This window comes from Acidicapsa ligni, from assembly GCF_025685655.1.
Lineage (GTDB): Bacteria > Acidobacteriota > Terriglobia > Terriglobales > Acidobacteriaceae > Acidicapsa > Acidicapsa ligni.
On the sequence record NZ_JAGSYG010000002.1, the window covers coordinates 502,939 to 517,064 of the forward strand.

Sequence of the window (14,126 nt, forward strand, 5' to 3'; positions counted from 1 at the left end):
GCCCATTGCGCTTTGGCTTTCAGTTACGCCGCAGGCAGGCGTTGGTAGAGCACGCTTGCGGTCTTTTCACGCCTAAGTTGTTCCCGGATTCTAGCCAGACCGCCGTCTTCCGTCAAACGGGCACGCACGGTTTCGATCGGCTCGCGAGCCTGAAGAGCAGCCATGTACAGCTCCTGCTCAAACTCTTCGTCCGAAACAGAGACGTCTTCAATATCGGCGATTTTGTCCAGCAGCAGCGAGGTCTTGACCTCATTGATGGCGGAATCACGCTGTGCGGCGCGCAGACGGGTAAAGTCGAGCTTGCGCATCATGTCGGGATTCATGCCCTGTGCCGCCAGCGCGCGCAGGCCGCGGTCGAGCCGCGCATCTACTTGCTGCTGTACGAGAGATTCCGGAATCGGGAAGTTGAACTTCTGGGTCAATGCCTGGAAGAGCGCTTCGCGTGTCTGCTGCTCGGACTGACGCTGCTTGGTCGCCAGCAGATGCTCACGGATGCGGGTTTCGAGAGCGGCGAGATCTTCGTAATCGCCTAGTTCCTTGGCGAACTCGTCGTTCAGCTCAGGCAGAATGCGCTTCTTGATCGCTTTTACTTCAAGCGTGTAGGCGACGTTCTTTCCGGCGAGGTTGTTCTCGGTGTAATCCTCAGGATAGACAACTTCGACCTTCAGTTCCTGGCCGACCTTGGCTCCGCGAAGAGCTTCGGTGAAGGCAGGGAGAGTTTCGGCTCCGCCAACTTCGATCAGGGAATCCTGGCCTTCGAGCGGAGGAAGCGCTTCGCCTTCTTCTGCCTGGACCTGGCCGTGATAGCTGATCTGCGCCCAGTCGCCGTCTACGAGAGGGCGGTCTTCCTCGACCGGCTCAACCGTGGAACGGGATTCGCGGAGCTGCTTGATCTCCTGCTGGAACTCTTCTTCAGAGGCCTCGACCGTCGGCTTGGGAACGGTTACGTCCTGATAGCCATCGAGCGAGAATGGCGGGATCACTTCAAAAACGGCGGCGCCGTCGAGCGGCTGACCTTCTTCGAGAGTGAGCCGGGTCAACTGGGGCTGCGATACGGGGGTTACACCGGCAGCAGTAATCGCCGCCTGGAAGCGCTCCGGCAGCAGGGCCTCGACAACATCCTTCTTGATCTGCTCGGCAAACCGCTTGCGAACTACCGACTCCGGCACCTTCCCGGCGCGGAAGCCAGGAATCTTGGCATGCTTTTTGTATTCACGGAGGACGCGGGCAAAAACCTTATCCACTTCTTCAGTGGAGGCTTCGATTGCGACTTCACGGACGCATTCCGGGTTCAGGACTGGCGCGGGCGCGTGATCGTGGCCCTCGTGATCATGACCTGCGTGGTCATGGCCGTCGTGATCGCTATGGTCGTGGAGGTCGTGACCTTCCTGGGTTTGGAGGGAGGTTTCGGCGTCGGAATTGGGAGTGTTTTCGATTGTCTCTGCGGAACTCAAAGTTGTGCCTTCCAGGATACAAGTCAGGATACGAGTCAAGATACGGTCAAAATGCAAACCAACTGCGCGTCTCCCTGTCGGCTAAATCTGTTCGGTCCGGCTGGATCTGTTCGCCGTTAAAGCCTTGCTCGATTTCGAGGAAGCTCCGCAAGAACAGGTCGCGGACAGGAGACATTCTTTCTAATGGTATGAGGGTTGGCCGGACCGGTCAAACCGAGTCAGCTCAGCCAGGGCGTATGGGCGGTTCAACAACTCTCGGCCAACCGATATCTTGTTTTCAATGAACCACTTGGAAGGCTATGCTCGTCAGCTAGATTTCTTCGGGCAAAGCTGGGCGAACGTAGCGAACGAAGCGTGGATGAGCTGCGCCGCATGCCTGGAAATTCAAACGCGCCTGCCGCAGACTCAGTTCGCCATTCACAGTGAGCCGCACTTCCGCGGCGTCGGCAGAGCCTGGCTCCCCATCCTGGCCGTCATCTTCCCACCAGCAGACAGGGCAAAGCTCCATTGTTGTCGGTGTCGACAGCGTCTTAGCCCCACAGCAGGGACAGCGAAATCCAGCACAGAGAAATCCAGCATCGGTCATGCGTAGAGATAGACGAAGGATTCTGGCGCGGGATTACAGCGCAGGACCACAGCAGAACAGGCTCCCGGCAAGCGATTGCGGGGAGCCCGTTGACTGCGTTTGATTTGATCCAGATCAGGTATCCGGATCCGGCTCAGGGAATGAAGACCTTCAGACGGACATGCCACGCCGTGCTCTTGCCCGGTGCCAGCGTGACCATCTGCGTATCCATCTTGCCCCATTCTTTGCCAAAGGGATCGGCAAAGTTGTACTGGTGCTCTACCGCGATGAACGATTTCGCAGGTGGCGCGTAGACTTGCAGCGTTTTGATCGTGGGCGACAGACCCTCGATCCTGACGCCATAATGCGCCTTCGGGTCGGTGATGACCACGGTCACCGGGCCGGCCTTGGTGTCGAAGTCGCTGAAATTGTCATCCATGAACTGTTGCCCCAGCGCCTTGCCGCCCGCAGCCTGAAAGTCATACTGCGTTCCCGCTACCGGAACAATTTTGCCGGTGGGAAAGACATTATCGTAGTTATCCACGATCGCCATTTTGCTGGCTGGAATTTGAATCCGCGCCTGGGTGCGATCTCCGCTGGGAATGTTGAAGTACGGATGCCAGGCAATGGCGACAGGCTCAGACTCGGTGCCGACATTGTGCGCAACGATGGAGGCATCCACGCCCTCAGCCGTGAGGCTAATGGTGATTACGAGGTCAGTCTTCGAGAGCCAGTGGCCGTTGAAATTGCCGCCGTGAATGATTCCGGTAACGGTGCTGCCTGCGGCCGTCTGCTTGACCCCGAGGTCTTCGACCTTGGATTTCAAAATCAGGCCGTGCATGGCGTGTCGTTCCGCGCCGGGATTTTTGCCGATGTTGTTGGCCGGTAGCGTGATGGTGTGGCCGTTCCACTCGGTGGTCAGGCTCTTGCCGTCTGCGGATAGCTTGCCGCGAATGCGATTGGGATAGGGAAACAGAAACGCCGCGCCCAGGCGATAGCTCAAGTCGCCGTTGGGTGTGTCCTGGGTATTGAGCATCTTGGCGGACTCATCCAGGCTTGGCGAGGCGAGCACGTCCACTTCACCCTTGCCGGGGAAAAACGCCTTGATCTGCTGGACCATGAGGGCGCGACCGGGCAGCAGCGTTACGCTTGTGAACTCAGGCCTGGTTGTACCCGGCGTGGCTTTGCGGCTGAGCGTGACGGGCTTAACGCCATCGATCATCGGCACGTCAGATTGTCGGGCAGATTGTTCGGCGTGGCTCACACCAGCAAAGATACCAGCGGCGACGGTGAGCAGTGCAATTGCGCGAGTAGCGTGTTTCATAGTCGGTCTATCCCCTGAAGACGAGTGATGCTGCATGTGAAAGCGCCGTTGGCTGAGATGCCATTTTTCGGCCATCTGCCCAAAAACTATCCAGCTCAAACCCTGGAACTGATACGCGAATCATCCGTTTGCCGAAGCGGCTGCGAGAACGTTTTCTGAAAGCGACCCAATTTTACGACACGCCGCCAGACATTTGCTTTCTACAATAGGTCTATGCCTGTTCAGCCGCCGCTTGCAGCTCTTAGTCTTGGAGCGCAGTCTCTTGAAGTTCTCAATTCGCGCCTCATCGAATGCGAAGCCTGTCCGAGGCTCCGAACGTACTGTGAAGAAATCGCACGGGTGCGGAGACGGCAGTGGCGCGACTGGAGCTATTGGGGCAGGCCTGTACCTTCCTTTGGCGATCCCAGGGCGCGTGTGCTGATCTTTGGTCTCGCTCCGGGAGCGCATGGCTCCAATCGAACCGGGCGGCCGTTTACCGGCGATGGCTCGGGCAATTTCATGTTCCCAATCCTGTACGAAGCTGGCTTTGCGTCGCAGCCAAATTCGGAGAGCCGCGACGATGGCATGAGGCTCACCGATATGTGGATCAGCGCCTCCGTCCGATGCGCACCGCCAGCCAACAAACCCACACCCGAGGAGCAGCGCAACTGCGCCCACTGGCTCGATGAAGAAATGGAGCTGCTGACTCGTCTGAAGGTAGTTGTATGCCTGGGCAAGATTGGCTTCGACGCCTTCGTCGGCTATCTATTGCGCGTAGGAGTGCTAACGTCACGCAAGGGAATCGCGTTTAGTCATGGAGCCGAATACAAGCTGCCGAATGGGCTGCATCTGCTTGCGACCTATCATCCGTCCTTGCAAAACACGAATACCGGTGTGCTGACTGCATCGATGTTCCTGAAGATATTTACTCGCGCTCGAAGCCTGATGGAAGAGAAGAAAAGACTTCCGAAATTGTGAGCATGGATTGCCGAACGCTGCATGCTAGTATCGCTTCCATGCCCCGGTCCTTTCTGTCTTCGGTCTTGTCTTTCGCTGCCATTTCGACTGTGTTCTTCGTCAGCCAACTGCTTGCTGCACAATCCACTCCTGCTGACGTCTTCGTTCTTCATGCGACGCGCCTGCTTGATGTGGAGCATGGTGCTGTGATCTCGCCGGGCGAAGTTCTGGTGCGCGGCAATAAGATCGTCGAAGCAGGCAAATCGGTTACCCATCCCGCAGAAGCTACTATTCTCGATCTCGGTGATACCACGCTGATGCCTGGCATGATTGACGCGCATGTACATCTGTTTCTGCACCCCGGCGCGGAAGATTTGCAGACCGTCACCGAGTCGATTCCTGAGCGAACAATCTATGCGGAGCTTGCCGCGCGCGATGACCTGATGGCTGGCTTTACCGCTGAACGCGATATGGGCACCGAGGGCGCCGGATCAGCCGACACTGCCGTTCGCAATGCGATCGACAACGGGCTTATCCTCGGCCCGCGAATGCGCATCAGCGGCAACGCGATCAGCATTCTTGGCGGCCATGAAGATGCGATCCACTTCAATCCAGCAGAGCATATTTCTTCGAATGCAACTTATGCCAATAACTCGACCGAGTTAGTCGCCGCGATTCGTCAGCAGTTGAAAGAAGGCGCGAGCTTCATCAAGATATACGAAACGGGCAACGATCATCTCGACGGAGCGACTTTCACCGCTCCCTATCAGTACACGCAGGCAGAGTTGGAGGCAGCAGTCGCCGAGACCGCACGCATGGGCACGCGCATTGGCGTACATTGCACTGGCGAACCAGGTGCGCTCTATGCGGTTAAAGCTGGCGTAGCATCGATCGATCACGCTTACTATCTCTCTGCCGAAACCATGCGCCTCATGCATGAGAAGCAGATATACGCTGTACCGACCTTCACTATCGGCGAATACTTCGCCGCGCATGCCGAGAATGCCTCGGGTGCGGAGCGCGAAACGAGCTTGCAGGCCTTTCACGCGGCGGAGTTCAAGAAGCAATTGAAAGCCGGCGTTCCGATGGCTGTTGGCTCCGATGTTGGACCTTTTCCGCATGGCATGCAGGCACGTGAATTGGAACTGATGGTGCAATACGGCATGACGCCCGCTGACGTGCTCAAAGCCGATATGATCAACGGCGCGAAGCTACTCGATTGGGATGGCAGGATTGGCCAACTCAAGCCTGATTACTTCGCGGATGTTATCGCCGTTCGCGGTAATCCGCTTGAGAATATCTCGGCAGTCAAGTCAGTTGTTTTTGTGATGAAGAATGGCACCGTCTATCGCAAGTAGCATCTAGCAGGAGCATGCATGTTCTCTCTCCGACGTATTTGGCTGGCAGTTACCATGACTCTTCTCGGCTCGGTAATCTCTTTTGGGCAGTCCACGAAAGACCACAAATGGGCTGTTGTCCTTCATGGTGGAGCAGGCGTGATTGCTCGTTCGTCGATGACGCCGGAAGCCGAAGCGCAGTATCGCGCCGGGATCAAGGAAGCGCTCGATGCCGCGGCCAGCGTGCTGGATAAAGGCGGTTCCTCTCTCGATGCGGTAGAAGCCGCAATCAAGCTGCTCGAAGACAATCCACTCTTCAACGCAGGTCGTGGCGCAGTCTTTGCAGCGGATGGCACCAACCAGCTCGACGCCGCCATCATGGATGGCAAGACAATGCAGGCAGGCGCGGTTGCAGATGTACAGCGCACGCGCCATCCTATCTCGCTTGCTCGCGCTGTGATGGAGCAGTCGCCGCACGTCATGCTCATTGGCGCAGGCGCAGATGCCTTTGCAGCGCATGTGCATCTGGAGCAGGTGCCACCGGCCTTCTTCTTTACCGAACGCCGTTGGCACAGCTTGGTCGATGAGTTGAAGAAAGAGGGATCGCCGATTCCTCCGCGTCCGGAAGGTGCTCCGGCTCCGCCCACCCATCCGATTGCCTTCTTTGAAACGCCTGATTCGCATAAGTTCGGAACAGTTGGCGTTGTGGCCCTGGACCGCGACGGCAACGTCGCCGCCGGAACCTCAACCGGCGGCACAACGGGCAAGCGCTGGAACCGTGTGGGAGATTCGCCGATCATCGGCGCAGGCACGTATGCCTCGAATCAGTCATGCGCCGTTTCAGCGACCGGCACTGGCGAATACTTCATTCGCCTCACCGTCGCGCGGACAATCTGCGCTTTGGTTCAGTACAAGGGAATGCCGTTGCAGGACGCAGCCGATCAAGTTGTGCAAAAAGAATTGGCGGCTATCCACGGAGACGGCGGCGTCATCGCGCTCACTCCGGACGGACAGCTTGCCTGGAGCTTCAATACGCCGGGGATGTTCCGCGCGAAAGTCGCCGAGGGCGGCAAGGCGCAGATTGGCATCTTCCGCGATGAACCTTGAAAGCTGTGAATGTAGAGCCGCCGAGGTGTCCACAAACGGACACCTCTTTCTGCCTGCGGACAGACGAACGAATATTTCTGCTCGTAAGTATCTGAAAATACGAGAGTAGGAATGGCCAGCCACGTGCAACTACTGTTCGCGTGATGGATATCTCAAGACCTGATATTAAGCGGAAGAAGAAGCGTCAACAGTGGATTCTGGCAGCCTGCGCGGTGGTGGCGATTGCCGCTATCGGCTGGTTCGTAACCCGGCTCAAGCCGGCGTCTCCCACCGTGGACAAGGCCACCGTATGGACGGACACGGTCAAGCGCGGTTCGTTCATGCGCAACGTGCGCGGCCCTGGCACTCTTGTTCCGCGTGAGGAGAGCATCCAGCTTATTCCCGCGCAGACCGACGCGACTGTGATCAAGATCCGCGTGCTGCCCGGAACCAAGGTTACTCCGGACACGATTCTGCTCGATCTCGCCGATCCCTTGCTGCAGCAGAAGTTGCTGGACGCCAGGTTGCAGCTAAAAGGCGCCCAGGCGGATTACAAGAATCTGCAGGCCACGTTGAAGAGCAGCCTGATGGACAAGAAGGTCGCTTCGGCTGCCATCAACTCCGACTACACGCAGGACCAGTTACAGGCGCAGACAGATAAGCAGCTTTTCGATCTCGGTGTGATCTCTGGCCTCGCTTACAACAAGTCAAAAAACACCGCCGACCAGTTGACTACGCAGCACCAGATCAGCCAGGAGCAGATCGACGTAAACACCAAGGCGATCGAGATTCAACTCGCCTCTTCTCAAACGAAAATCGATCAGGCCGAGGCGTTGCTCGGTTTGTACGAGAAGCAGGAGCAGTCGCTTGAGGTACGGGCCGGGATCGCCGGCGTGCTCGTTGCCCTTCCCATTCCCGTTCAGGTAGGTCAGCATGTCGCGGTCGGCACCTCGGTCGCAGAGGTGATCCAGACAGACAAGCTCAAGGCCAGCCTCAAGATCGCAGAGACCCAGGCGCGGGATATTCAGATTGGTCAGCCGTCAGAGATTGATACCCACAATGGCGTCATTTCCGGTAAAGTCAGCAGAATTGATCCCGCAGTATTGAACGGAACGGTCACCGTTGACGTAGAGCTGGAAGGGGCACTTCCACAGGGAGCGCGTCCTGATCTGAGCGTAGACGGCACCATCGATCTCGATCGTTTGTCTGACGTGCTTTATGTAGGGCGTCCGGCATTCGGCAGCGAAAACAGCACCATCAGCCTCTTCAAGTTAGGTGCGGATGGCAAGACTGCAGTCCGGGTTCCGGTCAAAGTTGGCCGCGCCTCGGTGAATGCCATTCAAGTGATTGAGGGTCTGCAGGAAGGCGATACCGTCATCCTGTCGGATATGAGCCGCCAGGATGCCACGGATAAAATTCGCCTCGAATAAGCACCGGAAACGCAAGCGGCAAAGTCAATGATGCAGAGACCAAAAAGAAGGCAAAGGGGAGAGGAACAGATATGAGCGAAACCATCATCGAAATTGAACAGATGACCAAGGTCTTCTATACCGACGAAATCGAGACGCATGCGCTCTCGGGCGTTCACCTCAACATCGCACGCGGAGAGTATGTCGCCATGTCCGGCCCCTCGGGCTGCGGCAAATCGACGCTGCTCTCGATCATCGGCTTGCTCGACACGCCGACCGGTGGCCGCTACACGCTGAACGGCAAAGAGGTAGCAAACCTCAACTTTGCCGACCGTTCGCGCATCCGCAATCAGGAGATTGGTTTCATCTTTCAGAGCTTTAACCTGATCGGCGATCTTACTGTTGCCGAGAATGTTGAGCTGCCGCTGACGTATCGCACCGGCATGCCTTCAGCAGAGCGCAAGAAGAAGGTACAGGAGTCGCTGGAGCGCGTGAACATGGCGCATCGTATGCGACACTATCCGGCGCAACTCTCCGGCGGTCAGCAGCAGCGTGTCGCAGTAGCCCGCGCCCTGGCTGGTTCGCCCTCGATCCTGCTGGCTGACGAGCCTACCGGTAACCTGGACTCCAAAAACGGCGAAGCAGTCATGAAGCTGTTGCAGGAGCTGCACGCGGAAGGTGCGACGATCTGCATGGTGACTCACGATCCTCGTTTTGCCGCGCATGCCGAACGCCAGGTACATCTCTTCGACGGCAAGGTTGTCGCAGAGGGTGAGTTGAACCAGCTTCTGGCTGAGGTTTAAGGCAGAAGTCAGTCACGGTTTCGTTCAGAAGCCTGTTGGGAAGTATCTTCAATTTTTGTCGCTGAAGTTCTCCTCTAAGGTGAAATCGATGGTTGCTGCCTTCATTCAGGACGTTAACCATGTAGATCTTTCTTCCGGCACTCGCCGCTTCGCTAGTTTCTGAGCGCCGTGTGGCTTTGGATCGAATCTTTTGATCGAATCTGTGGAAGCTCTTCGAGCGAGTAATAACAATCGGGGAGATAGGAAAGAAAGGGTTTGGTCTTCATGAATAGCTTCATTCAGGATATGCAATACGCGGTACGCCAACTGCGCAAGTCGTGGGCATTTACGTTGGTTGTCGTCGTGACGCTTGCACTTGGCATTGGCGCGAATACTGCGGTCTTCAGCGTGATGAATGCGATCCTGATGCAGTTACTGCCGGTGCGTCATCCGGAGGGCTTGTCCTATGTAGTGATCGCCAATGATCAGGGACAAGCGCCTGGAGCAATCAATACCGGCGACTCGGACTCTTCCTTCTCTGAGGATACCTTTGAAGCGCTGCGTCAACGCACAGATGTCTTTGAAGAACTGATCGGATATGTGCCGCTTAGTTTTACAGGCAGCGTTGCAGTCCGGCATGGAGGACTCCCTGAGGTGGCCGCGGGCGAGGAAGTCAGTGGCAATTTTTTCACGGGCGTTGGCACACGCATAGATCAGGGTCGGGGCTTCTCTCTTGATGACGAAAAGAATCATGCCCAGATTGCAGTGTTGAGCTACGACTACTGGACGAGCAAGTTTGCACGCGACCCAGGGGTGCTGGGAAAGACGCTCTTCGTCAAAGGTGTACCGATGACGATTACCGGTGTGGCCGCACGTGGATTCAAAGGGATTGAGCCCGCCAGTTCGACTGACTTCTGGATTCCACTGCAGAACAATCCGCTGTTGAACGCATGGGGCGCTCCAGCGGATAGCGCTGCTCTCTATACCTCGCCCAAGTGGTGGTGCCTGCGATTGATGGCTCGTGTGCGTCCGGGCATTTCAGGGAAACAGGCGCAGCAGGCGCTGACCGGAACATTTATTTCTGTCGTAGAAAAGACGCTGGGCAAAGTTGACCCCAAAAAATGGAAGCCTCTGCTTGACTTTGTGCCCGCACGCGGCATCGCCGGCTATAACGAGGAGTTCCGCGAGCCGGTGAAGATTCTGATGGGACTGGTAGCTCTCGTTCTACTGATCGCCTGCGTCAACGTGGCCATGATGGTACAGGCGCGCAACGCTGTTCGTCAGCGTGAGTTCAGCCTGCGTATGGCGCTGGGTGCAGGCAAGATGCGCGTCTTCCGCCAACTGTTGATTGAGAGCCTGCTGCTGGTTGTGGCCGGGGCCATGCTTGGATGGCTCTTCGCGCTCTCAGCCACACATATGTTATCGGCCTGGTCGGGCATTGAAACCGGCCTCAGCCCCGACCTAAATGTGCTGTTGTTTACGCTGGCCATCTCTGCTGTCGCAGCAATTGTTTTCGGCCTGGTCCCACTCTGGAGCGCAGTCAATGCTCCCGTAGCAAGTGTGCTGCGCGCCAGCGCCATCAATATGACGGCGAATCGTACCCGCATTCTTGGTGGACGCATAGTGCTGGCTACGCAGATGGCGATCTGCCTCGTATTGCTGGTCGCTGCCGGGCTGCTCCTGCGCACTCTCAACAACTATTCTTCGCAGTCTCTCGGTATCCAGACAGAAGGCCTGGTGGTCTTCGACGTCACTCCACAAGGAGATATCGAATCCCACGTCTTCTATCGCACACTGCTCGATCGGCTGCGGCAGGCGCCTGGCGTCGCTTCTGTTTCAATGGCTGGAAACCGTCCCGGCAGTGGATGGAGCAGCAACAACGATCTGATACTAGATGGCGTCGAGCAACAAGGCGTGTCGCTGCGATCGAACGACCTCGGCGCTGGATTCTTTCACACCATGGGCGTGCCGATACTTGCAGGCCGTGACTTTCTCGATACCGATACGAAAGACACGCCGCCGGTAGCTATCGTGAATGAATCCCTTGCCAAAAAGTTCTTCGCACATGGCAGCCCAATCGGCCATCGCATCGGAGGCGAACATTCGATGACGATCGTTGGCGTTGTGGCGGACAGCAAATATACCTCCGTTGCTGAGGCGCCACAGCCAATGGCATATTACGCGACAATGCAGGGGCAATCCCTCGGAACCATGTCGATTGAAGTACGCACGCACGGCGATGCACGCGCAATGTTATCGGGGTTACGCCGAGTGGTCGCGCAGGCGTACCCCAATGTGCCTGTCGAGAAACCGATGACACAGCTTGCGCAGTTTGAAAAATCTTACGAGCGTCAGCGAATGTTTGCGGCAATGGGCGGATTCTTCGGCATCCTGGCGGCGGTCCTTGTTGCCACCGGACTTTATGGTACGCATTCTTTCCGTGTAAGCCGCCGCACTTCTGAGATTGGCGTACGCATGGCGCTCGGCGCAACGAGGGGACAAGTGCTGATGATGGTGATGCGCGAAAGCCTGTGGATACTGCTCGCGGGGCTCATCGTCGGACTTCCGTTGACTTACATGGCCATGGGGCAACTCAAGTCAATGCTCTACCAGATGTCTCCTCTCGACCCAGCCAGTTTTGCGATCGCTATCGCCGCGATGATTGTCGTTGCCAGCCTATCCGCGCTTATTCCGGCTCGCAGGGCATCGCGTCTTGAACCCATGAAAGCATTACGAACAGAGTAAGGAACCAATATGCAAACACTCATTTCTGATCTTCGCTACGCAGCGCGACAACTCCGCAAATCGCCAGGCTTTGCCTTGATTGCGATCATCACTCTCGCTCTGGGTATTGGTTCCAATATTGCGGTCCTGACCTTGATTAACGGCATCCTGCTGCGTCCTCTGCCTCTGGGAAATCCAGAGCAACTGGTCGATGTTCATAACGGAGGAGACGGCGGGTTTTACAGTCTGAGCTATTCCAATCTTGTCGAATTGCAAAGACGCACCGGTTCCAAAATGGATATAGCCATGGACGGAATGGGTGGCACGGATGCGAACATAGTCGGCTTCGGCGGAAGGCTACAAATCCATCAGGACGAGGTCACAGCAAACCTGCCGCAGGTGCTGGGCGTGCAGCCCGCGCTCGGACGCACCTTTCGCACGGAAGAGAATGACCCTGGAAAAAACCATGTGCTCCTGCTCAGCGACTCTGTGTGGCGTCGCGTTTTCTTAGCAGACCCGCGTGTTATCGGAGCGACAGTCTCCATCCGCGAAACACCGTATGTCGTCATTGGCGTCATGCCCAAAGGATTCTCTTTCCCTGCTGATACAAGTGGACAAAACTCAGTGTGGTCGCCCGCTGAATTAGGCGATAACGTCCGTGCCGACATAACGAGTGAGAGTCAGGTATATGGCAGCGCAATCGCGCGCCTGCCGGCAGGCATTAGCGCAACTCAAGTTGCCGCCGATCTTAGTCGCGCGCAGGCGCAGATTTCAGCGACTCACAGTGGCCGCGAGATAAGCAAACGCATCGCTGTCGTGCCCTATCAAAAGTCTCTCAATGAAGATGCGCGAAAGCCTCTCATGCTGCTATACGGAGTGGCTGTCGCCATCTGGGCTCTTGCCTGCCTCAATGTAACCAGCCTCATGTTGGCCCGCGCCATCTCGCAGCGCAGGGAGCAGGCAGTACGTTCCGCGCTGGGTGCCACACGCGCCAGGCTTATACGGCAATCCGTTACGGAAAGCCTGTTGATCAGCACTATGGGTAGTGTCGCAGGCATGCTCACGGCGCAAGGCACCATCAAGCTTTTGTGGAGGCCGATCACTCGTAATCTGCCCATGACAAACGCTGTTCACGTGGATTGGCGAGTAGTCCTTCTACTCGTTGCGCTCACTCTGCTCACCGCTGTTATCGTCGGATTCATTCCTGCACTGCGAACCATGCGGCGCGATGTGCAGCACGATCTGCAGGGCGGCAGAACACAGACTGCATCTGCCGCGCACAATCGTCTTCGTGGCGCTTTGGTCGTAGCTCAACTCGCCATCACAGTTGTGCTGCTTACAGGGGCTGGACTCTTCCTTCGTACTGTCCGCGCTTTGCGTGAAGTGCCACTCGGATTTACACAACAGAATGTGCTCACCGGCGGCATCATCCTGCATAGCCCGCGGAGGACGAACAAGACACAGAGTCCCGACAAGCAACCGGACATGGTACATCTCGCATATCAGCCTTTGCTGGATCGGTTGCGTGCAATGCCCGGCGTCCGGGCTGTTGCGCTGAGTTCTGTTCTGCCCATGCGGCCTGAGTTCCGCATCATGCTTTCTGCGAACCTGGACGGCAAGAAACTCCCGTCTGCAGACGAAGCCCAGGCAGAGGGGCGCGTAGCATCGCCAGGGCTCGTCGATGCTCTCGGCATTCCCATATTGCGTGGCAGATTTTTCACCGACGCAGACACACCCGCGAGCCCCGTCGTAGTCGTTATCAACCAGGCGTTTGCAGATAAATATCTGAAAAACCAAAATCCCATCGAACACACTCTTTCCCTGGGCGATGGGCGCTTCGGAACGATGCAGATTATCGGTGTCATCGGAGATGTGAAGCAGGGAAAAGTAGACAACCCGACAAGCCCTGAAATGTATCTCGGTATGAACCAGATCACGCCAGGTTCACCCTTTTATGGAGTCGTGACTGCCTTCATGGAAGTCGCGATCCGCGCCTCTGTTCCAGCAGATTCTCTTCGCGCCCAGTTTGAAAAAGCACTCAACTCAGTTGCGCCGGATGCTACGACTACGGACGTCAAAACAATTCGCCAGGCAGTCGAAGATTCCTTCGGAAGCACGACGCTGACGGAATATCTGATGGAGGGATTCGCAGGACTCGCACTGATCATCGCCTCTGTCGGTCTCTATGGATTGTTAGCCTTCACTGTTGCCCTCCGGACGCAGGAGATCGGCGTACGCCTCGCATTGGGTGCGTCCCGAGTTAATGTAATGGGCCTCGTTCTTCGCCGCGCCGTTCTGCTCATTGGCATGGGGCTTGGCACCGGTTGTATCGCAGCCTGGTTCGCTGTGCGAGTAGCGCAAAGTTATCTTTTCGGAGTGAAGGCTCATGATGCTGTGACCTTCGTCGTCGTGCTGGCAGTGCTGGGTGCATCTGGCCTTCTGGCGGCATATCTACCTGCACGTCGCGCTTCGGCGATCGACCCTATGCAGGCGCTTAGAGCGGAATAGG

General features: G+C 56.8%; 10 protein-coding genes. 7 read left to right on the forward strand and 3 right to left on the reverse strand.

Annotated elements, in window-relative coordinates; all coding sequences use genetic code 11:
- Positions 1 to 23: 23 nt before the first annotated feature.
- The 3 genes from tig to OHL19_RS08465 all read right to left on the reverse strand — a co-directional run bounded on the left by tig (position 24) and on the right by OHL19_RS08465 (position 3,343).
- Positions 24 to 1,454 carry a trigger factor gene (tig, locus tag OHL19_RS08455; protein WP_263357204.1) on the reverse strand — a complete coding sequence of 477 codons (1,431 nt, stop codon included), beginning with the start codon at positions 1,452 to 1,454 and terminating at the stop codon, positions 24 to 26.
- A 310-nt stretch (positions 1,455 to 1,764) separates the two neighbouring features.
- Positions 1,765 to 2,040, reverse strand: a complete 276-nt coding sequence (locus OHL19_RS08460; protein ID WP_263357205.1) for a CPCC family cysteine-rich protein — start codon at positions 2,038 to 2,040, stop codon at positions 1,765 to 1,767.
- Positions 2,041 to 2,173: 133 nt separating this feature from the next.
- Complete coding sequence (locus OHL19_RS08465) at positions 2,174 to 3,343, reverse strand: aldose 1-epimerase (protein WP_263357206.1); 1,170 nt, start codon at positions 3,341 to 3,343, stop codon at positions 2,174 to 2,176.
- A gap of 213 nt (positions 3,344 to 3,556) precedes the next feature.
- On the opposite strand from OHL19_RS08465, the gene OHL19_RS08470 reads away from it, so the two are divergent.
- From OHL19_RS08470 to OHL19_RS08500, 7 genes are all read left to right on the forward strand, one after another.
- A complete protein-coding gene (locus OHL19_RS08470; RefSeq protein ID WP_263357207.1) occupies positions 3,557 to 4,300 on the forward strand; it encodes a uracil-DNA glycosylase in 744 nt (247 codons plus the stop codon).
- A 38-nt stretch (positions 4,301 to 4,338) separates the two neighbouring features.
- On the forward strand, positions 4,339 to 5,637 hold the full coding sequence (locus OHL19_RS08475; protein WP_263357208.1) for a metal-dependent hydrolase family protein: 1,299 nt from the start codon (positions 4,339 to 4,341) through the stop codon (positions 5,635 to 5,637).
- 18 nt (positions 5,638 to 5,655) lie between these two features.
- Positions 5,656 to 6,723, forward strand: coding sequence for an isoaspartyl peptidase/L-asparaginase family protein (locus OHL19_RS08480; protein ID WP_263357209.1), 1,068 nt, complete (start codon positions 5,656 to 5,658; stop codon positions 6,721 to 6,723).
- Positions 6,724 to 6,866: 143 nt separating this feature from the next.
- Entirely contained in the window at positions 6,867 to 8,132 is a 1,266-nt protein-coding gene (locus OHL19_RS08485; RefSeq protein ID WP_263357210.1) for an efflux RND transporter periplasmic adaptor subunit, read from the forward strand.
- Positions 8,133 to 8,203: 71 nt separating this feature from the next.
- Positions 8,204 to 8,914, forward strand: a complete 711-nt coding sequence (locus tag OHL19_RS08490; protein ID WP_263357211.1) for an ABC transporter ATP-binding protein — start codon at positions 8,204 to 8,206, stop codon at positions 8,912 to 8,914.
- A 264-nt stretch (positions 8,915 to 9,178) separates the two neighbouring features.
- Entirely contained in the window at positions 9,179 to 11,638 is a 2,460-nt protein-coding gene (locus tag OHL19_RS08495) for an ABC transporter permease (RefSeq protein WP_263357212.1), read from the forward strand.
- A 9-nt stretch (positions 11,639 to 11,647) separates the two neighbouring features.
- Complete coding sequence (locus tag OHL19_RS08500; protein WP_263357213.1) at positions 11,648 to 14,125, forward strand: ABC transporter permease; 2,478 nt, start codon at positions 11,648 to 11,650, stop codon at positions 14,123 to 14,125.
- Position 14,126: the final 1 nt, after the last annotated feature.

Coding starts and splice junctions, on each gene's coding strand:
- OHL19_RS08460 (WP_263357205.1), bottom strand. CDS start 2,040: ATGACCGATGCTGGATTTCTCTGTGCTGGATTTCGCTGTCCCTGCTGT.
- OHL19_RS08465 (WP_263357206.1), bottom strand. CDS start 3,343: ATGAAACACGCTACTCGCGCAATTGCACTGCTCACCGTCGCCGCTGGT.
- OHL19_RS08470 (WP_263357207.1), top strand. CDS start 3,557: ATGCCTGTTCAGCCGCCGCTTGCAGCTCTTAGTCTTGGAGCGCAGTCT.
- OHL19_RS08475 (WP_263357208.1), top strand. CDS start 4,339: ATGCCCCGGTCCTTTCTGTCTTCGGTCTTGTCTTTCGCTGCCATTTCG.
- OHL19_RS08480 (WP_263357209.1), top strand. CDS start 5,656: ATGTTCTCTCTCCGACGTATTTGGCTGGCAGTTACCATGACTCTTCTC.
- OHL19_RS08485 (WP_263357210.1), top strand. CDS start 6,867: ATGGATATCTCAAGACCTGATATTAAGCGGAAGAAGAAGCGTCAACAG.
- OHL19_RS08490 (WP_263357211.1), top strand. CDS start 8,204: ATGAGCGAAACCATCATCGAAATTGAACAGATGACCAAGGTCTTCTAT.
- OHL19_RS08495 (WP_263357212.1), top strand. CDS start 9,179: ATGAATAGCTTCATTCAGGATATGCAATACGCGGTACGCCAACTGCGC.
- OHL19_RS08500 (WP_263357213.1), top strand. CDS start 11,648: ATGCAAACACTCATTTCTGATCTTCGCTACGCAGCGCGACAACTCCGC.